Annotated in this window: 25 protein-coding genes and 1 pseudogene; 11 read left to right on the forward strand and 15 right to left on the reverse strand. The window is 67.5% G+C overall.

Going from position 1 to position 23,753, the window contains the following annotated elements; all coding sequences use genetic code 11:
- Window positions 1-41 precede the first annotated feature (41 nt).
- On the reverse strand, window positions 42-1,217 hold the full coding sequence (gene hemW, locus ADBZ9K_RS07585; RefSeq protein WP_526619476.1) for a radical SAM family heme chaperone HemW: 1,176 nt from the start codon (window positions 1,215-1,217) through the stop codon (window positions 42-44).
- A 93-nt stretch (window positions 1,218-1,310) separates the two neighbouring features.
- Here hemW and ADBZ9K_RS07590 point away from each other — a divergent pair, with 93 nt between their 5' ends.
- The 4 genes from ADBZ9K_RS07590 to ADBZ9K_RS07605 all read left to right on the forward strand — a co-directional run bounded on the left by ADBZ9K_RS07590 (window position 1,311) and on the right by ADBZ9K_RS07605 (window position 4,660).
- The gene (locus ADBZ9K_RS07590) at window positions 1,311-1,403 is read left to right on the forward strand and encodes an Ms4527A family Cys-rich leader peptide (RefSeq protein WP_526619477.1); all 93 of its coding nucleotides are present in this window, start codon (window positions 1,311-1,313) and stop codon (window positions 1,401-1,403) included.
- Window positions 1,404-1,522: 119 nt separating this feature from the next.
- Entirely contained in the window at window positions 1,523-3,190 is a 1,668-nt protein-coding gene (locus ADBZ9K_RS07595) for a nitrite/sulfite reductase (protein WP_526619478.1), read from the forward strand.
- Between the two features lie 16 nt (window positions 3,191-3,206).
- The gene (locus ADBZ9K_RS07600) at window positions 3,207-3,920 is read left to right on the forward strand and encodes a phosphoadenylyl-sulfate reductase (protein WP_526619479.1); all 714 of its coding nucleotides are present in this window, start codon (window positions 3,207-3,209) and stop codon (window positions 3,918-3,920) included.
- Window positions 3,917-4,660, forward strand: coding sequence for a sirohydrochlorin chelatase (locus tag ADBZ9K_RS07605; RefSeq protein WP_526619480.1), 744 nt, complete (start codon window positions 3,917-3,919; stop codon window positions 4,658-4,660). The genes ADBZ9K_RS07600 and ADBZ9K_RS07605 overlap by 4 nt, the downstream gene beginning before the upstream one ends.
- Window positions 4,661-4,672: 12 nt before the next feature.
- On the opposite strand, the gene ADBZ9K_RS07610 is transcribed toward ADBZ9K_RS07605, so the two are convergent.
- The 6 genes from ADBZ9K_RS07610 to ADBZ9K_RS07635 form a co-directional block, all read right to left on the reverse strand.
- On the reverse strand, window positions 4,673-5,695 hold the full coding sequence (locus ADBZ9K_RS07610; protein ID WP_526619481.1) for a sulfate/molybdate ABC transporter ATP-binding protein: 1,023 nt from the start codon (window positions 5,693-5,695) through the stop codon (window positions 4,673-4,675).
- A 7-nt stretch (window positions 5,696-5,702) separates the two neighbouring features.
- On the reverse strand, window positions 5,703-6,518 hold the full coding sequence (cysW, locus tag ADBZ9K_RS07615; RefSeq protein ID WP_526619482.1) for a sulfate ABC transporter permease subunit CysW: 816 nt from the start codon (window positions 6,516-6,518) through the stop codon (window positions 5,703-5,705).
- Window positions 6,515-7,396, reverse strand: coding sequence for a sulfate ABC transporter permease subunit CysT (gene cysT, locus ADBZ9K_RS07620; protein ID WP_526619483.1), 882 nt, complete (start codon window positions 7,394-7,396; stop codon window positions 6,515-6,517). The genes cysW and cysT overlap by 4 nt, the downstream gene beginning before the upstream one ends.
- Window positions 7,393-8,364, reverse strand: a complete 972-nt coding sequence (locus tag ADBZ9K_RS07625; protein ID WP_526620810.1) for a sulfate ABC transporter substrate-binding protein — start codon at window positions 8,362-8,364, stop codon at window positions 7,393-7,395. Before ADBZ9K_RS07625 ends, cysT begins: the two co-directional genes overlap by 4 nt.
- 183 nt (window positions 8,365-8,547) lie before the next feature.
- The gene (locus tag ADBZ9K_RS07630) at window positions 8,548-8,835 is read right to left on the reverse strand and encodes an Ms4533A family Cys-rich leader peptide (protein WP_526619484.1); all 288 of its coding nucleotides are present in this window, start codon (window positions 8,833-8,835) and stop codon (window positions 8,548-8,550) included.
- Window positions 8,768-8,962: a hypothetical protein gene (locus ADBZ9K_RS07635; RefSeq protein WP_526619485.1), complete on the reverse strand. Its 195-nt coding sequence runs from the start codon at window positions 8,960-8,962 to the stop codon at window positions 8,768-8,770. The genes ADBZ9K_RS07630 and ADBZ9K_RS07635 overlap by 68 nt, the downstream gene beginning before the upstream one ends.
- A gap of 158 nt (window positions 8,963-9,120) precedes the next feature.
- On the opposite strand from ADBZ9K_RS07635, the gene ADBZ9K_RS07640 reads away from it, so the two are divergent.
- The gene (locus ADBZ9K_RS07640; protein WP_526620812.1) at window positions 9,121-11,085 is read left to right on the forward strand and encodes a glycoside hydrolase family 15 protein; all 1,965 of its coding nucleotides are present in this window, start codon (window positions 9,121-9,123) and stop codon (window positions 11,083-11,085) included.
- Window positions 11,086-11,181: 96 nt separating this feature from the next.
- Window positions 11,182-12,033: a putative endonuclease domain-containing protein gene (locus ADBZ9K_RS07645; RefSeq protein WP_526620814.1), complete on the forward strand. Its 852-nt coding sequence runs from the start codon at window positions 11,182-11,184 to the stop codon at window positions 12,031-12,033.
- Between the two features lie 39 nt (window positions 12,034-12,072).
- Here ADBZ9K_RS07645 and ADBZ9K_RS07650 read toward each other — a convergent pair whose 3' ends face one another.
- Window positions 12,073-12,504 carry a MarR family winged helix-turn-helix transcriptional regulator gene (locus ADBZ9K_RS07650; protein WP_526619486.1) on the reverse strand — a complete coding sequence of 144 codons (432 nt, stop codon included), beginning with the start codon at window positions 12,502-12,504 and terminating at the stop codon, window positions 12,073-12,075.
- Window positions 12,505-12,572: 68 nt separating this feature from the next.
- On the opposite strand from ADBZ9K_RS07650, the gene ADBZ9K_RS07655 reads away from it, so the two are divergent.
- The gene (locus ADBZ9K_RS07655; protein ID WP_526619487.1) at window positions 12,573-13,790 is read left to right on the forward strand and encodes a multidrug effflux MFS transporter; all 1,218 of its coding nucleotides are present in this window, start codon (window positions 12,573-12,575) and stop codon (window positions 13,788-13,790) included.
- Here ADBZ9K_RS07655 and ADBZ9K_RS07660 read toward each other — a convergent pair.
- From ADBZ9K_RS07660 to ADBZ9K_RS07675, 4 genes are all read right to left on the reverse strand, one after another.
- Complete coding sequence (locus ADBZ9K_RS07660) at window positions 13,783-14,829, reverse strand: hypothetical protein (protein WP_526619488.1); 1,047 nt, start codon at window positions 14,827-14,829, stop codon at window positions 13,783-13,785. The genes ADBZ9K_RS07655 and ADBZ9K_RS07660 overlap by 8 nt on opposite strands.
- Before the next feature lie 24 nt (window positions 14,830-14,853).
- Window positions 14,854-16,086: an acyl-CoA dehydrogenase family protein gene (locus ADBZ9K_RS07665; protein ID WP_526619489.1), complete on the reverse strand. Its 1,233-nt coding sequence runs from the start codon at window positions 16,084-16,086 to the stop codon at window positions 14,854-14,856.
- Between the two features lie 142 nt (window positions 16,087-16,228).
- Window positions 16,229-17,182, reverse strand: coding sequence for a LysR family transcriptional regulator (locus ADBZ9K_RS07670; RefSeq protein ID WP_526619490.1), 954 nt, complete (start codon window positions 17,180-17,182; stop codon window positions 16,229-16,231).
- Between the two features lie 70 nt (window positions 17,183-17,252).
- On the reverse strand, window positions 17,253-18,245 hold the full coding sequence (locus ADBZ9K_RS07675) for an isopenicillin N synthase family dioxygenase (protein ID WP_526619491.1): 993 nt from the start codon (window positions 18,243-18,245) through the stop codon (window positions 17,253-17,255).
- A gap of 171 nt (window positions 18,246-18,416) precedes the next feature.
- On the opposite strand from ADBZ9K_RS07675, the gene ADBZ9K_RS07680 reads away from it, so the two are divergent.
- Window positions 18,417-18,683, forward strand: coding sequence for an ANTAR domain-containing protein (locus ADBZ9K_RS07680; protein ID WP_526619492.1), 267 nt, complete (start codon window positions 18,417-18,419; stop codon window positions 18,681-18,683).
- Here the strand turns inward: ADBZ9K_RS07680 and ADBZ9K_RS07685 are convergent.
- Genes ADBZ9K_RS07685 through ADBZ9K_RS07695 form a run of 3 tightly spaced genes read right to left on the reverse strand, consistent with a single transcriptional unit; the run spans window position 18,680 to window position 21,250 of the window.
- A complete protein-coding gene (locus tag ADBZ9K_RS07685; RefSeq protein ID WP_526619493.1) occupies window positions 18,680-19,720 on the reverse strand; it encodes an LLM class flavin-dependent oxidoreductase in 1,041 nt (346 codons plus the stop codon). The two genes, ADBZ9K_RS07680 and ADBZ9K_RS07685, sit on opposite strands and share 4 nt — an antisense overlap.
- On the reverse strand, window positions 19,720-20,616 hold the full coding sequence (locus tag ADBZ9K_RS07690) for a sulfurtransferase (protein WP_526619494.1): 897 nt from the start codon (window positions 20,614-20,616) through the stop codon (window positions 19,720-19,722). The genes ADBZ9K_RS07685 and ADBZ9K_RS07690 overlap by 1 nt, the downstream gene beginning before the upstream one ends.
- Window positions 20,603-21,250, reverse strand: a complete 648-nt coding sequence (locus tag ADBZ9K_RS07695; protein WP_526619495.1) for a GntR family transcriptional regulator — start codon at window positions 21,248-21,250, stop codon at window positions 20,603-20,605. Before ADBZ9K_RS07695 ends, ADBZ9K_RS07690 begins: the two co-directional genes overlap by 14 nt.
- A gap of 128 nt (window positions 21,251-21,378) precedes the next feature.
- Between ADBZ9K_RS07695 and ADBZ9K_RS07700 the strand changes: the two genes are divergently transcribed.
- The 3 genes and pseudogenes from ADBZ9K_RS07700 to ADBZ9K_RS07710 form a co-directional block, all read left to right on the forward strand.
- A complete protein-coding gene (locus ADBZ9K_RS07700) occupies window positions 21,379-22,890 on the forward strand; it encodes a purine-cytosine permease family protein (RefSeq protein ID WP_526619496.1) in 1,512 nt (503 codons plus the stop codon).
- A complete protein-coding gene (locus ADBZ9K_RS07705; RefSeq protein ID WP_526619497.1) occupies window positions 22,887-23,516 on the forward strand; it encodes a uridine kinase family protein in 630 nt (209 codons plus the stop codon). The genes ADBZ9K_RS07700 and ADBZ9K_RS07705 overlap by 4 nt, the downstream gene beginning before the upstream one ends.
- A 24-nt stretch (window positions 23,517-23,540) precedes the next feature.
- Window positions 23,541-23,752, forward strand: a pseudogene (locus tag ADBZ9K_RS07710) (MBL fold metallo-hydrolase); the annotation flags it as partial.
- Window position 23,753 lies beyond the last annotated feature (1 nt).

The raw sequence follows: 23,753 nt of genomic DNA on the forward strand, positions 1-23,753 counted from the left end.
GCAAGACCATGCTCCCCGCGGCCTTGCCATGTGCGCGTCGGTCAGTCGTCGAGGAGGTCGCGCACCACGGCATCGGCCAGCAGCCGGCCACGGTCGGTGAGCAGCAACCGCTCTCCGGCCCGGCTCAACAGCCCGTCGTCCACCGCACGGTCCGCACGCGACTGTTCGGATTCGGTCAGCGAGGCGACCGGCAACCCGCTGCGCAACCTGATTCCCAACAGCACGTTCTCGATGTGGCGGGCCTCGGAATCGAGACGCTCGAAATCCGCCACCGGCAGCCGCCCATCAGCCAGCAGTTCGGCGTAAGCGTTGGGGTGCTTGACATTCCACCACCGGGTGTCGCCGACGAAGCCGTGCGCTCCGGGGCCGGCACCCCACCATTGCCCGCCATTCCAATAGCCGATGTTGTGCCGGCACTCCCCGCCGGCACGACTCCAGTTCGACACCTCGTACCACTGCAGCCCGGCCGCCGTGAGCCGCGCGTCGAGCAATTCGTAGCGGTGCGCGAGCACGTCGTCGTCGGGTGCGGCGATCTCCCCGCGACGAACCCGACGAGCCAGCGCCGTACCGTCCTCGACGACCAACGCATACGCCGAGATGTGGTCGACGCCGGCGGTCAGCGCGGCATCGACCGAACGCGCCAGGTCATCATCGGACTCCCCCGGCGTGCCGTAGATCAGGTCGATGTTGACGTGCTCGAAACCGGCCGCCATCGCCTCTGCCGCGGCCTGCAGCGGCCGCCCCGGCGAGTGCGTCCGGTCCAGAACGGCCAGCACCCGGCGCGCCGTGGACTGCATGCCCAGCGAGACGCGGGTGTAACCGGCGGCGCGGATCTCGGCGAAGAAGGCCGGCGACGTCGACTCCGGGTTGGCCTCGGTGGTGACCTCCGCCTGTGCGGTCAGGGTGAAGTTGGCGCGGATGGCGTCGAGCACCGAGGTCAATCCCTCACCACCGAGCAGCGACGGGGTGCCACCGCCGACGAAGACCGTGTCGACGGGCACCGCACCCACCCGACCGGCGGCCAACTCCAGTTCGGAGCGCAGCGCGGTCAGCCAGCCCTGCGGCGACGCACCGCCGAGCTCAGCGGCCGTATAGGTGTTGAAGTCGCAGTACCCGCAGCGGGTAGCGCAGAACGGAACATGGACATAGATGCCGAACGCCGTCCCGGGCGTCAGGGCGAGTTCCGGTAAGGCGGCCGGTGCGGGACGGACCGACATCGCTCCAGTGTCCCAGAACCGACTTTTACTCACCGCGAGCCAAAATTTGGCCCGGTTAGAGCTATGGACGCGGTTCGTGGCAGAATGGCGCGCATGCCCGCCCCCCAGAACCTGCGCCGTGTGGCACTGGTGGCTCGGCGGCATGTGGATTTCAAGCGCGTCTGTACCTGTTGTTGTCTGGCTTGACGCCGTAGACCCGCCCACCTGTAGTTCAGCTGGCCGACCGGATCTGCGCCGCCGGAACAGCTCACCGGTGGATTCGCGCGATTCGAACGCCAGCTCCTTGACATCGAGGAGCCCATTTCATGACCCAGCCGACCAAGGCGGCCAAGTCGCGCAGTGAGGGCCAGTGGGCCCTCGGCGAGCGTGAGCCGCTCAATCCCAATGAGCAGTTCAAGAAGGAAGACGACGCGCTCAACGTCCGGGCCCGCATCGAGAACATCTACGCCAAGCAGGGCTTCGAGAGCATCGACAAGACCGACCTGCGCGGCCGCATGCGCTGGTGGGGTCTGTACACCCAGCGCAAGCCCGGCTACGACGGCACCTGGACCGGTGATGAGAACACCGACATGCTCGAAGACGAGTTCTTCATGCTGCGGGTGCGCAGCGACGGTGGTGCTCTGACCACCGCCGCGCTCCGGACCCTCGGCGGCATTTCGACCGAGTTCGCCCGCGATACCGCCGATATCAGCGACCGCGAGAACGTCCAGTATCACTGGATCCGGGTCGAGGACATGCCGGAGATCTGGCGCCGCCTCGATGAGGTGGGTCTGCAAACCACCGAGGCGTGCGGCGACTGCCCACGCGTGGTGCTGGGCTCGCCGCTGGCGGGAGAATCGCTCGGCGAGGTCATCGACGGCACGCCCGCGATCAACGAGATCGTGAAGCGCTACATCGGTAAGCCGGAGTATTCGAACCTCCCCCGCAAGTTCAAGACCGCGATCAGTGGTCTGCAGGACGTGGTGCACGAGGTCAACGACGTCGCCTTCATCGGGGTCAACCATCCCGACCACGGTCCCGGTTTCGACCTGTGGGTCGGCGGCGGTCTGTCCACCAATCCAATGCTCGGACAACGCGTCGGCGCCTGGGTGCCGCTGGACGAGGTGCCCGACGTCTGGGAGGCCGTGGTCAGTGTGTTCCGCGACTACGGCTACCGGCGGCTGCGCGCCAAGGCCCGGCTGAAGTTCCTCGTCAAGGACTGGGGTATCCCGAAGTTCCGCGAAGTTCTCGAGACGGAGTACCTGAAGCGGCCCCTGATCGACGGGCCCGCACCGGAGCCCGTCGTCCGCCCGATCGACCACGTCGGTGTGCAACGACTCAAGAACGGGCTCAACGCTGTCGGGGTGGCACCGATCGCCGGGCGCGTGTCGGGCACCATCCTCACCAAGGTCGCCGACCTGGCAGAGTCCGTCGGCTCCAACCGGGTCCGGTTCACCCCGTACCAGAAACTGATCGTGCTCGACGTTCCCGACGACAAGGTAGACGAGCTGCGCGGCGGACTCGACGCGCTCGGCCTGCCGTCGACGCCGTCGCACTGGCGTCGAAACCTGATGGCCTGCACAGGAATCGAGTTCTGCAAGCTGAGCTTCGCCGAGACCCGGGTGCGCGCCCAGACCCTGGTGCCCGACTTGGAGAAGCGGCTAGCGGACATCAACTCCCAACTCGATGTCCCGGTCACGGTCAACATCAACGGCTGCCCCAACTCGTGCGCCCGCATCCAGATCGCCGACATCGGCTTCAAGGGCCAGATGATCGACGACGGCAACGGCCCGGAGGAAGGGTTCCAGGTTCACCTGGGCGGCAGCCTCGGGCTGGACAGCGGTTTCGGGCGCAAACTGCGCCAGCACAAGGTGCTCTCCACCGAGCTCGGCGACTACATCGAACGAGTGGTGCGCAACTTCGTGAAACAAAGAAGCGACGGAGAGCGTTTCGCCCAGTGGGCCGTACGGGCCGATGAAGCGGATTTGCGATGAGCACGGGGAAGCAGCAATGAGTATTGAGGTGGAGAAAGTGACCGAGGCTGAGCTACGGGCACTGGCAGACCGGGGTGCCGCGGAACTGGACGGAGCCACTGCCGACGAACTGCTGGCCTGGACCGATGCGCATTTCGGGTCCGACTACGTGGTGGCCTCCAACATGCAGGATGCGGTGCTGATCGACCTGGCCGCCAAGATCCGGCCCGGTGTGGACGTGTTGTTCCTCGACACCGGCTACCACTTCGCCGAAACCATTGGTACCCGCGACGCGGTGGAAGCCGTCTACGATGTCACCGTCGTCAACGTCACCGCCGAGAACAGCGTGGCCGAGCAGGACCGGTTGTTGGGTAAGGACCTCTTCGCCAGCAACCCCAACGAGTGCTGCCGGTTGCGCAAGGTGACGCCGCTGCGCAAGGCGCTGCAAGGCTATTCGGCCTGGGTCACCGGTATTCGCCGGGTCGAGGCGCCCACCCGCGCCAACGCCCCGCTGATCAGTTTCGACGAGGCGTTCAACCTGGTGAAGATCAACCCGCTGGCGACATGGACCGACGAGGACATGAACTCCTACATCGAGGCCCACGGCGTGCTGGTCAATCCGCTTGTCGACGAAGGGTATCCGTCGATCGGATGTGCGCCGTGCACGGCGAAGCCGGTCGATGGCGCCGACCCGCGTAGCGGTCGCTGGCAGGGTCTGTCCAAAACCGAATGTGGGCTGCACGTTTCGTGAGGCTCGACCCCGTCCCCGGGGCGTCGCGCACCTGCCCACTGATCCTGACAGCACACGGTAGCGCCGACCCACGCTCTGCGGCGACCACGTACGCGGTGGCCGAGGACATCCGTGTAGCGCGCCCGGGCCTCGAGGTCCGGGTCGCGTTCTGCGAGAAGAACTCTCCCAATCTGCGTGACGTTCTGATCGAGCTGGGCGACGCACCGGCCGTCATCGCCCCCCTGCTGCTGGCCAGCGCCTACCACGCTCGAGTGGACATCCCCGCGATAGTCGCCGAGGCAGGCGCCGATGTGATTCAGGCCGACACGCTGGGTGAGGATCCACGGTTGGTCGCGGTCATGCGCGAGCGTCTCGCCGAGGCCGCGGTAGACCCCGCTGACCGCGATCTGGGCGTGCTGGTGGTGGCGGTCGGCTCCTCGCGCGCCGAGGCCAATGCCCGCACCTCGGCGTTGGCAGGCGAACTGGCGGGCGGTACCCGGTGGGCCGGTGTGCAGGTGGCCTATGCCACCGGGCCGTACCCGTCGGTGATGGACGGAGTGGACCTGTTGCGGGGCGGCGGTGCGCGCCGCATCGTGATCGCGCCATGGTTCATCGCCCCGGGGCGCATCACCGACAGGGTCGCCGGAATAGCCGGGCCCGCAGGCATTCTCATGGCCGCGCCACTGGGCGCGCACCGGCTGGTGGCCGCGACGGTGCTCGACCGGTTCGATCAGGCGGTGGCGGCCCGAGCGGCCGCCTAGCCTCGAAGCGGCTCAGCTCGCGGCGACCTGCACCTCACCCGCGATCGGCGGCACCCGGGTCGCCCGCACGTACACGGTGTCACCCTCTTTCAATCCCAACGCCTCGGCGTCGCCGCGGGTGATCTGAGCGGTGAACGGCCCGCCATTGGTGGCGCTGGTCAGTTCGACGCGCACCTCGAAGCCCAGATAGACCACTCGGTCGATGGTGGCGCGCACGACACCGGTGGACTCCGCGGTGCCATCGCCGGCGGCGATCGCCATCTCCGGGTTGCGGCCCACCCGGATATCGTGCGGGCGCACCAGGATTCCGTTCAGCGCTGAGACCGTACCGAGGAAGGACATCACGAACGCGTTGGCCGGGCTGTCGTACACCTCGGTGGGCGACCCGATCTGCTCGACCCGGCCTTTGTTGAGCACGGCGATCCGGTCGGCAACGTCGAGCGCCTCTGCCTGGTCATGGGTCACCAGCACGGTCGTGACGTGCACTTCGTCATGCAACCGGCGTAGCCACGCCCGCAGGTCCTCGCGCACCTTCGCGTCGAGCGCGCCGAAGGGCTCGTCGAGCAGCAGCACTTCCGGATCGACGGCCAGCGCGCGGGCCAACGCCATCCGCTGACGCTGCCCGCCGGAGAGCTGGTTGGGGTAGCGGGTCTGGAAGCCGGCCAGGCCGACGACCTCGAGGAGGTTGTCCACCTTCTCCTTGATCTCGGCCTTGGATTTCTTGCGGATCTTGAGTCCGAACGCCACATTGTCGCGGACGGTCAGGTGCTTGAACGCCGCGTAGTGCTGGAAGACGAAGCCGATGCCGCGCCGCTGCGGAGGCACGTTGGTGACGTCGCGACCATTGATGGTGATCGTTCCGGTATCGGGCTGGTCGAGGCCCGCAATAGCGCGCAACAGGGTGGACTTGCCGGAGCCGCTGGGCCCGAGCAGCGCCGTCAGCGAGCCGGACGGGACCACAAAGTCCACGTTGTCGAGGGCGGCGAACTCGCCGTAGCGCTTGTTTGCGCCGGTGACGGTGATTGCGTTGGTCATGGCGATATCACTCCTGATCGGCCTTTTTTCGCCTGGCGTCCAGAATCACCTGGACGACGAGGACTATGACGGCCACGGCCATCAACAGTGTGGAGATGGCGTAGGCGCCGTACTCGTCGGCGCGGCTGTAGCGATCCGAAACCAGCAGGGTCAGCGTCTGCGATGTGCCCGGCAGGTTCGACGACACCATGATCACCGCGCCGTACTCGCCGAGGGTGCGAGCAACGGTGAGCACGATGCCGTAGGTGAGGCCCCACCGGATCGACGGCAGCGTGATCCGCCAGAAGGTCTGCCACCAGCTGGATCCCAGGGTGGCCGCCGCCTCCTCCTGGTCGGTCCCGAGCTCGTGCAGAACCGGTTCGACTTCGCGGATCACGAACGGAACCGTGACGAAGATGCTGGCCAGCACGATCCCGGGGAAACCGAAGATGATCTTGAAACCGAGACTGTTCTCTACGAAACCGAACACGCCCGCGGTGCCCCACAGCAAGATCAACGCCACACCGACAACCACCGGCGACACCGCGAACGGCAGATCGATGATCGCCTGCAACACAGCCTTGCCGCGAAACTTGTTGCGGGCCAGCACTAACGCGGTCGGAACACCGAAGACAACATTGAGTGGCACCACGATTGCCACCACTAGCAGCGACAGCTGCAGGGCCGAGATCGCCGCCGGGGTCGTGATCGAGGCGAAGAATGCGCCGAAACCGGGCGTGAACGTTCGCCAGAGGATCAGTCCCACCGGCACCAGCACTAGCACCAGCACATAGGCCAGCGCGGCGTAGCGGGCGAGGTACCGCACCAGCGGAGACGGAGTCACGACGCCCGCTCCTCCCGCTTGGCCGCACGTGAGCCCACGGCTCGCAAGATGAACAAGACGATGAACGAGAGAACCAGCAGCACAATCGAGATCGCCGCCGCACCGGTACGGTCATCGTTCTCAATCAAGGTGCGGATCCACTGCGAAGACACCTCGGTCTCCCCCGGCACCGCGCCACCGATCAGCACCACCGAACCGAACTCACCGATCGCGCGCGAGAACGCCAGTCCGGCGCCGGACAGCAGCGCAGGCAGCAGCGCGGGAAGGACGACCTTGGCGAAGATGACGGTGTTGGTGGCGCCCAATGACGCCGCGGCCTCCTCGACCTCGCGGTCGAGTTCGAGCAGGACCGGCTGAACCGAGCGCACCACGAACGGCAGCGTGACGAACAGCAACGCGACGCCCACGCCCCATTTGGTGTGCTGCAGATGCACGTCGATCGGGCTGTTGGGCCCGTAGAGCGCCAGCATCACCAGGCTGGCCACGATGGTGGGCAGCGCGAACGGAAGGTCGATGACGGCGTCGACCAGCCGCTTGCCCGGGAAGTCGTCGCGGGTCAACACCCAGGCGACCAACAGTCCGAAGACCGCATTGACCAGGGTGACGCCGATCGAGATCGTCAGGGTCACCCGGAACGACTCGATCGCCGCGTTGGAGGTGATCGCGGCCCAGAACGCGCCCCACCCCCCCTTGGCCGACTGCCAGACGATGGCGGCCAGCGGCAACAGCACGATGACGCTCAACCAGATCGACGCGGCCCCGACGCGCAGGGTGGTGGTGCCGTGCCGACGGGCCAGCAAACCGGACGGCCGGCCCGAGTCACCGTTGGTGAGCTCGGGCCGGACCGCCTGGGGATTCGGCTCGATGGCTGCTGTCATCCAGTGGCCTGCTTGTAGATCTTGGTGATGGAGCCATTGTCCTTGTCGAAGAGCGCCGGGTCCACGGTGCTCCATCCGCCGAGGTCGGCGATGGTCCACAGCTTCTGCGGCGTCGGGAAGTCGGCCGCGAAGTCGGCGGCCACCGCCGGATCGACCGGGCGGAAGCCGGCCTGAGCCCAGATCTTTTGCCCTTCGGGGGTGTAGAGGAAGTTCTTCAGCGCGGTGGCCTTGTCGACGTGGGCGCTGCTGGTCACCACGGCAACCGGGTTCTCGATCTTGAACGTCTGCGGCGGGTTGACGTGCTCGACCGGCTTGCCTTGCCGCTCGACGTTGATCGCCTCGTTTTCGTAGCTGATCAACACGTCACCGGTGCCCTGCAGGAACACGTCGGTGGCCTCCCGGCCGGAACCGGGGCGGGTCTTGACGTGCTCGGTGACCAGCTTGTTCACGAAATCCAGCCCGGCCTGTGCGTCCTGACCGCCGTTGCTCTTGGCGGCGTAGGGCGCCAGCAGGTTCCACTTCGCCGAGCCCGAACTCAGCGGGCTGGGGGTGACCACCTCGATACCGGGCTGCAGCAGGTCGTCCCAGTCCTTGATGTTCTTCGGGTTGCCCTTGCGCACCACCAGGCTGACCACAGAGCCGAACGGAATGCCCTTGGTCGCGTCCTTGTTCCAATCGGCGGCAACCTTGTTGGCCTTCACCAGGCGGGTCACATCCGGCTCGACCGAGAAGTTGACGATGTCGGCCGGCTTGCCGTCGACGACCGCCCGGGACTGGTCGCCGGAGGCGCCGTAGGAGGTCGTGACCGCCACGCCCTTGCCTTCGGGGGTCGCGGCGAACGCCGGGATGATCTTGCTCCAGCCGGGCTCCGGCACGGCGTAGGCAACCAGGGTCAGGGTGGTGTCAGCCTTGGTGCTGTCCCCGCCGCCGGCCACGTCGCTCGATCCGCCGCCGCACGCGGCGAGCATCGTTGCGGCCGTGACAAGGGCAGCGGCGGTGCTCCACCGGCGAAGGGGTGAGTGAAACTTGGGCATTACTGGCCTTTCTCATTGCGGAATCGGGCGGATCGAGCCCGTCGCAACGGAATGGCGATGTTTCACAAGCGAATTGCCATGACCATCACCGACACCAGACCGCGGCGGGCAGAGGTGTCAGCGACAACAAGCGACATCGGCAACGGCCAGCGCGCCGACGGCAATGAGGGCCAAGATATGGCCCTCGCCGTAACCGCTCACCGATTGCATGGCGCGAAGCTTAACAGAGTTCCAAACACCCACCACGCTGGAGATCAGCGGTTGAGCAACCACACAACGACGACCAGGATCAGCAGCGCCACCAGGGCCAATGTCACTCGGGAACGCGGCATCCCGCTCACCGGGACCGCTCGTCGGCGTGGCGAATCCAGCGCATCGCTTTGATGCCGGTGCCCAGGGCCGCATCCACTGCCACCGCGATCACGTAGGCCAACGCCAGCACCACGGGCATCACGATGATCGTCTGCAGGACGAACCCGAGCCCGGACAACCACAGCTCGACGCCGTCCCACCAACTCAGGAACCCGCTCATCCCACCAGGGTATGCCCAGCCCCCGTCGAGGTCGCCGTCGGCGGTAACAGCAAAGCGACGGATCCGCACATAGGTAGACGCGCAGCGGCCCGGCGGTCGATGATGTCTCAATGGTTCTGCACGCCCAATCAACCGGTGAGGACACCGACGACGTGGCCATCCAGTCGGCCCCGCCCCTGTCCGCGACGGCCCCGGTGCCGTACGCCCCGAGCGCGGCGCTGCGCAACCCGTTCCCGCCGATCGCCGACTACGCCTTCCTGTCCGACTGCGAGAACACCTGCCTGATCTCCTCGGCAGGGGCGGTGGAGTGGCTGTGCGTCCCGCGGCCGGACTCCCCCAGCGTGTTCGGGGCGATCCTGGACCGCGGAGCCGGGCATTTCCGGCTCGGTCCCTACGGGGTGTCGGTGCCGGCGGCCCGGCGCTACCTGCCCGGCAGCCTGATCCTGGAGACCACCTGGCAGACCCACACCGGATGGGTGATCGTGCGGGATGCCCTGGTCATGGGCCCGTGGCACGACATCGAGCGGCGGTCACGCACCCACCGGCGCACCCCGATGGACTGGGACGCCGAGCACATCCTGCTGCGCACGGTGAAGTGCGTCAGCGGGACTGTCGAGCTGGTGATGAACTGCGAGCCGTCCTTCGACTACGCCCGGGTCAACGCGACCTGGGAGTACTCGGCCAACGCCTACGGCGAGGCGATCGCCCGGGCCAGGAAGGACCCGGATGCCCACCCGACCCTGCGCCTGACCACCAATCTGCGCATCGGCCTGGAAGGGCGCGAGGCGCGGGCCCGCACCCGGCTCAAGGAGGGCGACAACGTCTTCGTCGCACTGTCCTGGTCCAAGCATCCGTCGCCGCAGACCTACGAAGAAGCCGCCGACAAGATGTGGCAGACCAGCGAGGCCTGGCGGCAGTGGATCAACATCGGCGACTTCCCCGACCACCCGTGGCGCTCCTACCTGCAGCGCAGTGCCCTGACGCTGAAGGGGCTGACGTACTCGCCAACCGGCGCGCTACTGGCCGCCAGCACCACCTCGCTGCCGGAGACACCGCAGGGCGAGCGCAACTGGGATTACCGCTACGCATGGGTGCGCGACTCGACGTTCGCGCTGTGGGGGCTCTACACCCTGGGCCTGGACCGCGAGGCCGACGATTTCTTCTCCTTCATCGCCGACGTGTCCGGCGCCAACAACGGGGAGCGTCATCCGCTGCAGGTGATGTACGCCGTCGGCGGCGAGCGCGAGCTGGTCGAGGAGGAGCTCAACCATCTCTCCGGCTACGACAACGCCCGTCCGGTGCGGATCGGCAACGGCGCCTACAACCAGATGCAGCACGACATCTGGGGCACCATGCTCGACTCGGTGTACCTGCATGCCAAATCCCGCGAGCAGATCTCCGATCAGTTGTGGCCGGTACTCAAGGAGCAGGTCGAAGAGGCCATCAAGCACTGGAAGGAACCCGACCGCGGGATCTGGGAGGTGCGCGGCGAACCGCAGCACTTCACCTCCTCGAAGGTGATGTGCTGGGTCGCCCTGGATCGTGGCTCCAAGCTGGCCGAACTGGTCGGCGAGAAGAGCTACGCCCAGCAGTGGCGGGCCATCGCCGAGGAGATCAAGGCCGACATCCTGACCCATGGCGTGGACAAGCGCGGCGTGCTGACCCAGCGCTACGGCGACGACGCGCTGGACGCGTCGCTGCTGCTGGTGCCGCTGGTGCGCTTCCTGCCGTCCGAGGATCCACGCGTGCGAGCCACCGTGCTGGCGATCGCCGACGAGCTGACCGAGGACGGGCTGGTGCTGCGCTACCGCGTCGAGGAGACCGACGACGGGCTGTCCGGCGAGGAGGGCAGCTTCACCATCTGCTCGTTCTGGCTGGTGTCGGCGCTGGTCGAGATCGGCGAGGTGAGCCGGGCCCGGCATCTGTGCGAGCGGCTGCTGTCCTTCGCCAGTCCCCTGCACCTATACGCCGAGGAGATCGAGCCACGCACCGGGCGGCACCTGGGCAACTTCCCGCAGGCGTTCACCCACCTGGCATTGATCAATGCGGTGGTGCACGTCATCCGCGCCGAGGAGGAAGCCGACAGCACCGGGGTGTTCCAGCCCGCGAACGCTCCGATGTAAGGCGGCCTGGGGCGTGTTTCGGTGGAGCCAGTTCTGACTCGATGGGTTGTGGATCGGTGAATACCGAAATCCGTGGAGTGCGTGACGCTCCTGCAGATGGAACGGGTATTCATCGGAAGTGACGCTGTCGCTGCAGGTCGCGTCACCAGGTACCAGCTTCGGGCACACTATCGGCGCATCTTTCCCGATGTGTATGCACACGTCGGCGGCGAGCTCTCGGTTCGGGAACGGGCCGTCGCGGCGGTTCTGTGGTCACGGCGTCGTGCGGTCGTGACCGGACTGGCGGCTTCGGCACTGCACGGAGCGAAATGGGTTGCCCCTTCAGCCCCCATCGAGCTCAACTATCCCAACAACAAGGCGCCGTCGGGGATCATCAGTCGCGCCGAGACACTGCTCGACGACGAGGTGCGCCGCCTCCATGGGTTGCCGGTCACGACGGCGCCGAGGACAGCCTTCGACCTTGCCCGGCGCGGGACACTGCGACAGGCGGTGGCCCGAGTCGATGCACTCGCTAACGCCACCCGGTTGACAGTCGATGACGTGGTGGACCTGCTGCCGCGCCATCGCAATGTCGGTGGAGTTCGCCGGGTCCCCGTGGTGCTCGACCTCACCGACCCTGGAGCACAATCACCGCGCGAGACGTGGCTGCGGCTGTTGCTGGTGGATGCCGGATTTCCGCGCCCGCAGACCCAGATACCGGTGCCTAGGGATGACGGTCGGTCGCATTACTTCCTGGACATGGGCTGGCCGGAGGTGATGGTCGCAGTCGAGTACGACGGTGAGCAGCATCGTCTCGATCGCGGCATCTATCGCAACGACCTGACCCGATCGGAATACATCGCCGACCTCGGTTGGCGGCGGATCAGGTTAGTCGCCGGCGATAGACCGGCCGAGATCGTCGAACGAACTAGGCGCGCATGGAGATCGAGTCAGAACTCAGGGCGATGATTTCGAAGAAATCGGCGCCCTCAGTTCTGACTCGATGCACTAGGACAGCCGCTCGGCGACGAGCGCCGCTTCCAGGCGATCGAGCAATCCAGCGGTCTCTTCGACCTGGCCGAGCTGACCCCCGAGGGCGCTGGACAACCGGTGCGCCCACTGGTTGCGCAGGCGGGCGAGGTTGTCGGCGGCACGCTTGGTCGGGAACAGGTTGACGCCGCGCGCGTCGTCCGGATCGGCCCGGCGCTGCACGAACCCCCGGCGTTCCAGTGCGCGTAGCGCGGTGGACAGGTTGGAGCGCTGCAGGCCGGTGGCACGGGCGACCTCGCTGGGGGTGACCCCCGGATGGCGGTCGATGTGGCGCATCACGTGTGCCTCCGAGGGGGTCAGGTGCACGACGCCGGCACCGCCCACGGCAAGCCGGAGCTCGCGCCCCACACCCAGGATCGCCTCGGCGAGATCGGCCAACTCACTGTCCATGGACAAAGCTTACCCCAGTAGTTATCATTCAATAGTTATTTATTCATAACTACTGATTGAGGACGGTCATGCCCACCGCCACCCAGCCCGCTTCCCGCTCGGAGCGCGACGCGACCATCTCGCCGTGGCTTCTCCTGGTACTCGCCCTGCTGACGGCCGTCGCGCCGGTGGCCACCGACCTCTATCTGCCCGCCTTCCCCGAGATGACCGCAGAGCTTCAGGCCAGCGCCACCGCCGTGCAGCTCACGCTCACCGCGTTTCTGCTCGGCCTGACCTTCGGACAGCTGGCGTTCGGCCCGCTGTCCGACCGGTTGGGCCGGCGGGGCCCGCTGATCGTCGGCACGCTGCTGTGCGTCGCCGCCAGCGCGGTGGCAGCGACCGCACCGAGCATCGGCGTCCTGATCGCCGCTCGGTTCGCTCAGGGGTTCACCGGTGCCGCCGGCATGGTGATCGGGCGCGCCATCATCTCCGACCTGGCCACCGGCAAGGCCGCCGCACGGGCGTTCAGCCTGTCGATGATCGTCGGCGGCGTGGCGCCGGTGATCGCCCCGTTCGCCGGCGGGCTGCTGGTCGGCCCGGCCGGCTGGCGCGGCATCCTGTGGGTGGTCTGCGGTGTCGCGGCGACCATGCTGGTCGCGACCCTGCTCGTGGTGCGCGAATCGCACCCGAAAGACCGCCGGGAACAGTTGAAAATCGATGCTGGACAGGGCATCTCGCCGTGGGCCGAGTTGCGCTCGCGCGCCTTCGTGGCCAACACGCTGGCCTTCGCATTCGGCTTCGCTGTGATGATGGCCTACATCTCGGCCTCGCCGTTCGTCTACCAGGTGATGGTGGGTCTCACGCCCACGCAGTACGGCCTCGCCTTCGGCGTCAATGCGATGGGCATGATCGCCGTCAGCGCGGTGTCGGCTCGACTGAGCCTGACCGTCTCCAGCGCCAAACAACTGGCGGTGGGTCTGGTGCTGACGCTGATCGCGACCCTGACCCTGCTGGCGCTGGTCCTCACCGGTGCCCCCACCTGGCTGATCACCGTCCCGATCTTCGTGGCGGTGTCCTGCCAAGGCCTGATCCTGGGCAATGCCACCGCACTGGCGTTGGCCGCGGTTCCGCGCGCCTCAGGCGCCGGGTCGGCAGGACTGGGGGCGCTGCAGTTCGGGTTGGGGGCCGCGGTCTCCCCGCTGGTCAGCCTAGGCGGGGAACACACCGCGCTACCACTGGCCGTGGTGATGGTGACGATGTCGCTACTGGCGCTGGCGGCCTTCCTGGCCGGCCGGCGGGTCAGCTGACCAGCACCGGTTCGCGACTGGTGGAGTAGTCCTGCCAGGCGACGAGGACGGCCTCCAGCTGTTCGGGTGAATGACGGCCCAGGCCGCACTCGGTGGACAGGCCGAACTCCGGCAGGAACTCAGCGGCCAGCGCGGCCCGGTTCCTGGCACCTTCGGCACCGTCCTCGGCGTGCAGCAACCCGAGGTACACCTCGGTCTCGGGTTCTAGCGCGAGGTCGGACAGCGGCTGCCAGTGGGCGCGCTTGGTCCACGGCGCCACCGTGGCAGCCTGGATCGCATCGATCCGGCGGGAGACATGACGCGAGAGCCCATTGGCCAAGGTGACGATCGCCGATGCATCCCGCGGCAGGATGTGCCGTCCCCCGCGCGCGGCCGCCTCCTCGCTGGGCGGTTTACCCATGAACGGCGAAGCGCCGAACTTCGAATCGCCGTAGCAGAGGTGGAAGGTCAGCTCGGCCTCCTCCTGCACCCAGTCGGCCACCCGGCCCGTCGCGGCGAAGATCGGCTCGAGGCCGCCATACGGATTCTCGAACCACCCCTCGACCGTCGCCAGTTCGGTTGGCAGGTCCCACTGGATCGCCAGGTCCGACGGCGGGATGGCCTCCTGGATCGTCTCGACGCTGGCCCGCAGCGCTCGTTCGTAGGCCACGGCCACCTCGACCCGATCATCGAACTCGACGAAGGAGTTCACTGCGTTGAAGGGTGTCGGAATCGAGACCAGGAACCGGGAATCGCTGGCCAGCACACCGTCTTCGCGAGCCTGACGGAACGTCGCATAAGACTCGCTGGCGATGCTGTGATAGTCGACCGGTCCGAACTCCACCGGCACGCCGGGCCGGGACCTGACCCGATCGCCGACGACATCCAACGTGGGGTTCTTGAGGAAATGGTCGGCCTGGGTGAACACCCAGTTCGCGCGGTCGCCGGGCTCGCCGTCGGGAACCCGGCGGACGCCGGGTTGCAGGCGCGAACCCACGAGCCGGAACGCGTCGTCGACGGTCGGGACGTTGATGCTCCCGGTCACATAGAACGTGGTCATCGAAACTCCAAACGTAGCAAGGGGTTACAGAAGAACGCCGAGACGCGGCGGCAGGGTGCCGCGCAGCGTGTAGTTGCCGAGGTGGACGTACTTCCACCGAGCCGGATCGTGCAGGGAATGCACCCGCACGTTGCGCCAATGCCGATCCAGGGCGTAACCGCGATCGGTGGCCGACGAGCCGGCGAGTTCGAACACACCGCTGGCGATCTCCACCGCGAATTCCTGGGCCAGTGCCTTGGCCGCCGCCACCTGAAGCGACGCGGCAGCCGCCGACTCGCGGGTCAGCTCCGGGGAGGCCAACGCCTTGTCGACCAGATCGGCACCGTGGGCCAGCAGCGCCTCCAGCGCAAACAGCCGCGCGGTCAGCTCGCCGATGCGACGGATGACGTGCGGTTCCTCAGCGGCCGAGTCGACCTGCGCCTCGAACCACGGCCGGCTCCTGGTCGCGACGAACTCCGCACCGTCTTCCAGTGCCGCCCTGGCAATACCGATGTCGACGGCCGCGTGCAACGCCTGGTCGAACGCGCCGAGCACCGACGGTTCGGCTGTCACCGGATCAAGATCGGGTCCCTCGTCGATCACCAGCGCGTCATCGACCACCACGTTGTCCAGCACCACCTCACCGCTGGCGGTGCCGCGCTGACCGAACGACGACCACTTCTCCAGGTTCAGGGTGACCCCCGGGTCCTCGGGCCGGACGAACACCGTTGCGCCGTGCGACGGTTCGGTGTCCGGGATCCGCGCGGCCACGCCGATCCAGGTGGCGCCCAGGGCACCTGTCGCGTAGTACTTCGTCCCGTTCAGGACCCATCCGCCCGCCGGTCTACGCTGCACCGTTGTTCGCCGCTCGACCGAGGTGCGGGTTCCCCGCTCCACGGTGGCGTTGCCCAGCTGCGCACCGGCCAGCACGTCTGAAAAGATCCGTGGGGCGGGATCGTTCTGGCCGAGACCACGCAGGGCGGCGTTGAGCACGAAGTGCGCCAGCAACAACTGTCCGACGGCCGAGTCGGCCCGGGACAGGATGCGCAGCACCTCGACTGCCGTGGACCGCGGCAGGTCCGGTCCCCCGTGTTCGGCCGGCACGATGATGCCGAGCAGACCCGACGCCGCGACCCTGCGCAGCTCTTCGGCGGGAAGGACGCCGTCGATCTCCCGTTGGGCGGCGCCGACAGCGATATCGGCGGCGACCGCGGCAGCAACAGACAGCGCCTCGTCGACCGACTGCAGCACCGGGGTTCCGGTTTCGGTGGTCGTCATGACAATTCACTCCTTAGGGAAGGCGGGGCGGATTCAGAAACGGATACATCGGTTGGGTACGCGAAACATTGGCCACCTCCCCGGGTCGAGGGTTGCTGATGGCCGAAACAGTAAGGGCGGTCTCGTCTCTGGCGGCCCGGTGTCAAGCGACGCTAAACGGGCGTGCAGGAACGCTGTATACGGCGTCGGCGGTCAGCCGCGCGCCCACGGCCTGCATCAGCGCGACCAGCGCGCCCAGAGCAGTCCCGGTGTCCGGTGGCGCGACCGTTGCCACCGCGACCCGGCGCAATGGTCGCCGGCCCGCGACCCGGCGAACCGCCACATCGGAGCGCGCCCCCGAGGCCGCCAGCGAGGGCACCAGGGAGATGCCGAGGTTGGCTGCCACCAGGCCCTGAACGGTCGAGTAGTCATCGGCGCGGAACGTCACCGACGGGGCGAAACCCGCTTGGCGGCAGGCATTGTGGAACACCCGAGTGTCCGGGCAGGTGCCCGTTGCCGAACTGACGACCCATTGCTCGCCGGCCAGTGCGGGCAATGGAACCTCGGCGAGTGCAGCAAGCCGATGGCTGGTCGGCAGGACCACGAAGAACTCGTCGTCGTAGACCGGCACACTCGCGACATGGGGGTACTGCGTGACCTCGCCGGGAACCTCGGTGATGATCGCGACATCAGCGCCGCCGGTGGCCAGCAATGCCACGCCGTCGTCGGGGTCGGCCTCGGCGAGTCGAACCTCGGTACCCGGGTATCGGGGCCGGAAGCGGGCCAGGGCGCGGGGCAGGATGGCGGCCGCCGCACTGGTGAACGAGGCGACCCGGATGCGGTCCGGGCTTGCGGTGGAGAGCCTTTCAAGATCGCGCTCGGCGGCGGTGACCGCGTCGAGTATCCGCTCGGCGTGCTCGAGCAGTCGCGTCCCGGCCGGTGTCGGCCGGGCTCCCGAGGGGCCGCGGACCAGCAACACGGCGCCGACGTCACGTTCCAGCGCAGTGATCTGCTGGGAGACAGCGGAGGTGGTGTAGTTCAGCGTGGAAGCGGCACTGCTGAGCGAGCCGCACCGCGCGATCTCCTGCAGCACCCTGAGCCGTCGCACATCGAACACCCTGCCAAAGCTAGCCCGGGCCCGGCATCGTGCCCATGGTTGTGATCAGGGCGAAGAAATCGGTCCGCCGTCAGTAGGAGGACGCCAGACCCGTTGGGGCGATACCGTGGTGGAGCTCGGCAACATCGGGGTGGGCCCGAGTACGCGACTTCCAGGCGTTCTCACCGTAGGTATTGAAGATGGGGTTGTTCGGGTCGGCCTCCACCCCGCGGGAGCGGGCCGCCAGCGCGGGCGGCAAGTCGATAATGGGGATCCTGGCGTCCAACGCCGGATTGACGAAGTACGGGATGGAGATACGGTCGGCGCCGGGCTGCGGCGCCAGCACCCGATGCCGGGTGGCGCGCAAGTAGCCACCGGTGGCCACCTCGAGCAGTTCACCGATGTTGACCACGAAAGACCCGGGCACCGGTGGCGCGTCCAGCCACTGCCCGTCGGCGAGCTCGACCTGCAGCCCGGTCGAGCCGGGCTCGAGCAGCAGCAGGGTGATCACACCTGAATCCTTGTGCGTGCCAACACCCTGGTCGTAATCGGCACGGCCGGGGTAGTGCACCACTTTGATCAGCGTGGCCGGTTCGTCGGAGAACGCCGGGTCGAAGATGTCCTCGGCGGCGCCCAGGGAAACCGCCCAGTGCCGCAAGAGCCGCAAACCCACGCGCGACAAGCCGGCGTCCCAGTTCTCGAAGGCCGCACGGAAACCCGCTGGGGTAGAAGGCCATAGATTGGGCCCCTGCAGACGCCAGTACCCCGTCGCGTCTTCGATGACGGGGCGCTCCGGTCCGATGTCGATCTGTTCCCGCCAGTCCACCGTGCCGTTGGTCAGTTCTCCCCCGAGGCGGGAGTAGCCCCGGAATTGGGGGCTCTTCAACTGGCTGATCTGGTTCTTCACCTCCAGGGGCAGGGCGAAGAATTCGCGGGCCAGCCGCAGCACCTCGTCGATCTGGCCATCCGGCACCCCGTGGCCGACGAGGTAGAAGAAGCCGAAGTCGTGGGCGGCCTCGCGCAGCCGCGCGCGGAACGCATCGGGATCGTCGTCGGCTTCGGCCAAGTCGAGTACGGGGAGCACGAGAACCATTGTGGGGCAGTCCGGTGCGACGGCGCCATGGGCTTTCAGCAGGCCTGAACGGGTGTGAAGCAGGCCGCGACCGTCGCAAACAGCTCAGATCACGGTGCTTGGATGTGTTGTCCGCGGCCGCCGGTGCGGCGACCATGGACGAAATCCGACAAGGAGAACCACATGAGCTATCGCACCATCGACACGTCACGCCGGGTGATCGACCTGGCCACCGGCATTCTGGTGGGCCTGCGGGGTTGCTCGGAGCGGGAGGCGTTCGCCGAGCTGGTGTCGGTGGTTCAGCGCACGGGCATCGGGCTGGTCAGTATCGCCCGGGCGCTGGTGGCGATCGCGGGGTCATCGAGCGACTCGGTTCCGCATCAGGCCGAGGCGTTCGACGTGTGGGCCGACCTGCTCGCCGCCCGGGCCGGGAGCCTCGCGACCCGCTAGTCGGATCCCGGACCGAGTCCGGTGTCGAGCAACGGCAGCAGCCGCTCACCGAGTGTCTCGATCTGAGCCTCGGGATCCGGGCTGAGCGCTTCGATCACAATGTGGGTCGCCCCCGCGTCCTGCAGTCGTCCGATGAAGTCGGCTGCCCGCTCCGGACTTCCGATCGCGCCGATGCTCGGGAGGTCGTCGACGGTGATGCTGCGCGTCCCTTGCTGAGCCCACCGCACCGCGGCGTCGGCGAGTGCGGTCTTCCCGTCCCGTGCGACGTTGCCGTTGAGGAAGACACAGACCGGGAATCGCGGTTGTTCCTCGGCGTGTCCGGCGGCTGCACGGATGTCACGCAGCTGCGTCACCCGCCGGGCGAGCAGCTCCGGTGTGATGTTGTAGGTCATCCACCCGTCCCCGAGTTCGGCGACTCGGGTCAGCAACCGGGTGACAGTTCTCGCCGCCGCGGTCGGTGTCGGATTCGCTGTCATCCAGATCGGCAGCGGCCGTTGCACAAAGCCGGGTCGGATGGTCACGTTCTCCAAGGACAGGAACGGGCTGCGATACGTGATCGGCTCCCCCGCCGGGATCGCCCTGGCATGCCGCAGGAAGCGAACAGCATCTTCGAATCGCTGGACCTTTTCGGTGTAGTCCATGCCGAACACCCGCAGTTCGGCCTCGACTGACAACCCGGTGGCATTGCCTGGGCAGACCACCATGGTCATCCGGCCTGCCGACAGGTAATCCAGGTCCGACCACTCCCGCAGAACCGAGACCGGGTGCCGCAGACCGAGCGATGCCAGGCAGGCGACGCCGACCCGGATCCGCCTCGTCCGCGCGGCAAGCGCGCCGAGGATGACGGTTGAATCGAAGTAGGGCAGGGCCAGGATTGAATCGCCTACCCATGCGTGCGCCCACCCATCGACGCTGTCCACGGTCTCGGCGATCCGCATCAAGGTGTCCATGCCGAGCGGTTCGGGGTGACTGCGGGTGGGCAGGTTGATGCCAACGCTCAGCGAACCCGTACCAATCATGGTGTCCTGGTTGGCCATCACGGAGCCACGCCGCTGACCGGCAGTCGGGGGTCTGCCGTCCATTCATCAAGTGATCCGTCGTAGACGCGGACATCGCGGCGACCGAGCTCGGTCAACGCCAGCGCCAGCAGGCACGCCGAGATTCCCCCGCCGCAATAGACGAGCAGGGGCCCCTCATCACTGAGCAGTGGGGCCAGCACCTCGCGCAGCCGCTGCCGTGGCAACAGCTGACGCTCGCCGTCGATGAGGTCGCGGGCGGGCACGTTCGTGCTGGCGGGAATGTGCCCGCGCCGGGCGTAGCGGGTGGGTACCGCGCCGGTGAAGGCTTCCTTGCCCAGCGCGCACACCAGCGTACCGTCGGCGTCGCCGGTTACCACGCGTTCGACCTCGTCGAGATCCACCCAGCGATCGTGGTCAACGTGCGCGAGGCGAAAGCTCCCCCGAGCCGGTGAAAGCGATTGCGGTTCCGGCCCGGTCGCCACCGGTCCGCCGCTGGCCAGCCACTGCGCCCAGCCGCCATCCAGAACTCGCGCATCGACGCCGATCGCCCGCAGCATCCACCAGAGCCGGGCGGCCCATATCCCCCCGTCGCGGTCATAGATCACGACGGTGTCATCGGCGTCGATCCCATGCTCGGCGACCTGCTGGGCCAGCGCCTCAGGATCTGGTCGAGCGAAATGCGTTGCGGCGCCCCGGTCGGCGAAGTCGTGAATGAGGTCGGCGTGCCGCGATGACGGGATGCGCTCCTGCGACCAGGTCGCCCAGCCACTCACGACCTGGAAATCGCCGTCGCGCAGGGGTTTCGAAAGCCACGCGGTCGCGTCGAGAACAACGATTCCCGGTGACGCCAGCCGCGTCTTCAGCCAGACCGCACTCACCAGCGCGGTGCCTGACGCGGTGTCACTCACGCTCATAGAGGCTCCTGACGAAGCGGTCGAGTCGCATTCCGCGAGCACGGCCCAGATGCGCCGCCACCAGCCGGCCGGCGGTCTCGCCGTCGTGCTCCTCCAGTGCCCGCAGGATCGCGGCGTGCTCGCGCTCGGTCTCGGCGAGATCACCGGCCGTTTCGCTGGTACCACGGTCGTAGATCCGCAGCTGGGCGGTGAGCCTGGTGAGCAGGTGCTCGATGGTGGTGTTGCCGGCCGCCCGCCAGATCACGGCGTGCCACTCGGAATTCAGCGCCCGCACCTGGTCGGGATCGCGTTCGGCGGCGGCGAGATCATGCAGCCGTTGCAGCCTGGCCAGGTCCAGTTCACTGTGCCGGGTGGCAGCCGCGGTGGCGGCGGCTGACTCCAACGCGATTCGCGCTTCATAGATTTCCAGGACGTCGTCTGCGGTGCCCGAGCGAACGCGGTACCCGCGTCCGACCCGTTCGATCAGGCCGTCGTACTCCAGCCGCACGAGCGCCTCCCGGATGGGCGTGCGGGACAGCCCGTATCGGCTGGCCAGTGCGGTCTCCAAGAGCAGCGAACCGGCCTCGAAGGCACCCGTGAGGATGTCGCCGCGCAGCACCTCGTAGACAGCCGGGGGCTGCACCCGCTCGGGCATCCGAACCCTCCTCCTCGGACGTACACTCACGCCGATTTTATGTATACGCCCGTCGACACTATGTAGAGAAAACTACTCCGTGTCGACATGGTCTCATCCCGAGGCCCGAATCGAAGGGCGGCACCGCAGTGACCACGCGTAACGACTCGTCGAATGCGGAACTGGGCCAGCCGGCCGAGCCGACCGGCCTGCTCTCCGCCGCCGAACGGGCCACGATCAACTTCATCCCCGACGCCGAACGGCACGGCAAGGTCGGGCAGCAGGGCGTGTTCTGGTTCCTGAGCAACACCCAGCCGTTGTCGGTCGCCGTCGGCTTCCTGGGCGTCTCGCTGGGTTTGTCGGTGGCGTGGACGATCGTCGCGCTGATCGCCGGCACGGTGTTCGGCACGGCGCTGATGGCCCTGCACGCATCCCAGGGCCCGCACCTGGGCCTGCCGCAAATGTTGCAGTCGCGCGCGCAGTTCGGGTTCCGCGGCGTCGTCATCCCGCTGGTCGCCGCGCTGGTGACATTCGCGGCCTACACCACGCTGGATTCGATCATCCTGGCGCTCGGGTTCACCAGCCTCTTCGGCATCGGCACGGTGGCGACCATCATCGTGACCGTCGCGCTCGCGGTTGTTCTGGCCGCCTTCGGCTACGACTGGCTGCATCGGGTGTTCCGGTGGGCGCTGTGGGTGTCACTGCCGCTGTGGGTGATCCTCACCGTCGGGGTGCTCGCCGGTGCTGCCGGCGGCACCACGCCGGCGACCGGCGGCGGCTTCTCGTTCGTGCCGTTCGCGGGTGTGTTCGCCTATACCGCCAGCATCAATCTCGGCTATGCGGTCAACGTTTCGGACTACTCGCGGTATCTGCCGCGCACTACACCGTTCCGCACGGTCATCGCGACCACCTACGCCGGCGCGGCGGTGTCGCTGATCTGGCTGAGCGCGCTCGGCGCGTGGATGGCCGCGGCCCTGGGCGCCAGCGACGGTCTGCAAGGCATCAACACCACGGGCAACAACATCGTGACCGGGCTCGGGACGGTCCTGGCGGTGGTCTCCTCGGTTGCCCTGGTCGCGACGATGGGCGAGGTGCTCTATAGCGGTTCGCTCACCCTGCTGACGACGTTTTCCAGCCTGCGCAGCCATGAACAGACACCCACCGCCGCCAATCGCGCGCTGGCCGCCCTGGCCCTCGGCGTGGTGTCCGCGGTCGCCGGTCTACTCCTGGTCGATCGCGGCCAGACGGCCATCTTCGACCTGATCCTCATCGTGTTCTACGTGCTGGTGCCGTGGTCGGCGATCAACCTGACCGACTACTTCTTCATCCGGCGCGGCCGGTATGCGATCACTCACCTGTTCACCCCCAACGGGATCTACGGCGCCAGGTCGCGCCGCGGGCTGATCGCCTACGCCGCCGGCCTGGCCGCTGTGGTGCCGTTCGTGCAACTGTCGTTCTGGCGGGGATTCCTGGTCGATGCCGTCTCCGGGGTCGACGTGTCCTACATCGCCGGTCTGCTGGTGGCCGGGGTGGTCTACTACCTGCTGGCCCGGTCCGTCGACGCCGGCGCCGAGACGGCCGCCGTCGACCAGAGCACGCAGGAGTTGATCACGTTGGGTCTGCTGTCCCCGACGACCGACGCCACCGCTTCGGAACTGTGAATCCGTCCCCTCCGGAAGCCGCCCCGGTCGATCGCGGCGCAGTCCGCAGCGACCTTCACGCGATCGGCGCACAGATCGCCGACGCGGCGCGCCGCACTCCGCCCCGGGCGAGAGCCACCCGGGTCATTGCGATCGACGGCCCCTCGGGGTCCGGCAAGAGCAGTCTGGCGCAGTCGCTGGCCGCTGTCCTCGACGCGCCGATCATCCATCTCGACGAGATGTACGAGGGCTGGAGCGGACTCAGTCGGATCGGAATTCACCTGCGCGAGTGGGTGATCGACGCCCTACTGGCCGGCCGGGATCCTCGCTGGCAACCATGGGACTGGGAACTCGGCGTGCGCAGCGAGCGGTGGCAGCACACGGCGCGCAGCGACTTCCTCATCATCGAAGGTTGCGGGGCCGGTGATGCGGAGATCGCCGAGGCCACCTCGTTTCTCGTCTGGGTGGACGCCCCGGCAGCGGAATTGGACGCCAGGTTGCGCGAACGCCAGGACTGGGCCTGGTACGAGCCGAATCGGCAGCACTGGCGAGCGCAGGAGACCGCGACCCACGCCCGCAACAATGCCCGCGTCCGCGCCGACGCGATCGTGGATAACGGCCCCGCCCCGGCCGTCGAGTTCGCCTAGCCGAGCGCACTTATGCGCATGGGTTCGTTCGTGGCGTACGGCGGCTGGCTGTGCACCTGGGGGCACCGCTGACGCTCATCGGAGATAGCGACACCCAGATCGCCGACGCGCAACGCGAACTCGTTCGCATCGGCATCGACAACGTCACCGGCGCGACCAGCAGGCCGGTCGAGGTTCTCCTCGCACCCGGGACTGAACTCCAGTCCTACCGCGTCGCCGATTTTGCCGAGCTGGCGC

This window comes from Mycobacterium sp. (genome assembly GCF_965229265.1).
Classification (GTDB): Bacteria; Actinomycetota; Actinomycetes; order Mycobacteriales; family Mycobacteriaceae; genus Mycobacterium.